Genomic DNA, 1,122 nt, shown 5'->3' with positions numbered 1-1,122 from the left:
TTTCTGCTCTTGACTTAATGGGCAGCCACGGTGTGCTTTTTGCATGATGCCGTCCCGCAGCTGACGTTCTTCCAAATGTTGCCGGTTTTCCATGCTGTCGTAGCCTTTATCGGCATAGACGGTGCTGCCTTCTGCGATGTCTGCCAGTAATGGCAGCAGGTGTTTGCACTCATGAGCATTGGCCGGAGTGATGTGCAGTTTCTCGATATAGCCGTCCGCATCGGTACGGGTGTGTTGTTTGTAGCCCAGATGGAAGCGGCCGTCTTTTTTGATCCAACGGGCATCTTTGTCTTTACTCGGTGTAGTTTGGCTGCTGACCCGCCCTTCGTCATCCACTTCGATGGCCTGACGTTGTTTGCCGCCGGCCGTCTGAATAATGGTGGCGTCAACGATGGCGGCGGATGCTTTCTCTACTTTTAAGCCCTTGTCAGTCAGTTGGCGGTTAATCAGATCCAGTAGTTCGGCCAAGGTGTTGTCTTGCGCCAGCCGGTTGCGGAAACGGCAGAGGGTGCTGTGGTCGGGAATTCGGAAGTCGTCGAAGCGGCAGAAGAGTTGGAAATCGATGCGGGTGATGAGGCTGTATTCGAGTTCGGGGTCGGAGAGGCTATGCCATTGACCGAGCAGGATGGCTTTGAACATGGATAACAGGGGATAAGCGGGACGGCCGCCGTTGTCGCGCACATAGCGGGTTTTGCGGCCGGCGAGGTATTGTTCGATGGGTGTCCAGTCAAGAATACGGTCGAGTTTGATGAGTGGGAAGCGGTCGAGATGTTTTTCGATGTGGTGGAGGGCGTCGGTGTGTAAAAAGCTGCTCATGAACAAAATCCTCTAAATTCCCGGAGTTTGATGTGAGTGGGAATTTAGAGGATTTTTGAGGGTTTTGCAAAGGTCTCAGGCCGTTAAGGCGGCAACAGAGTCGGCTCCATACTACCTCCACTGTTCCGCAACTTTGCCATCTTTTATTAAAAATGTATTGATCGGCACCATCCCCGCCACATCGCCGGTGCTTATTTACCCTTAATTGCCGGAACGGCTTTGTCGGTTTTCTTCCTGGCTCCGCCGTTCACCGTCGCCTCATCGCGCAGCTTCGCTAAAACACCTTCGCCGATACCCTTCACGTTC

At 53.3% G+C, this 1,122-nt stretch carries 1 protein-coding gene; it reads right to left on the bottom strand.

Features of this window, described 5'->3' with window-relative positions; genetic code table 11:
• The coding region (locus AKG43_RS11805) for an IS5 family transposase (protein ID WP_054617466.1) at positions 1–816 on the bottom strand (816 nt) is incomplete at its 3' end.
• Between the last annotated feature and the right edge of the window lie 306 nt (positions 817–1,122).

The organism is Neisseria sp. 74A18, assembly GCF_001308005.1.
Classification (GTDB): domain Bacteria; phylum Pseudomonadota; class Gammaproteobacteria; order Burkholderiales; family Neisseriaceae; genus Neisseria; species Neisseria dumasiana.
The sequence above is the reverse complement of the archived record's forward strand: the minus strand, read 5'-3'. Positions and strand labels throughout refer to the sequence as shown.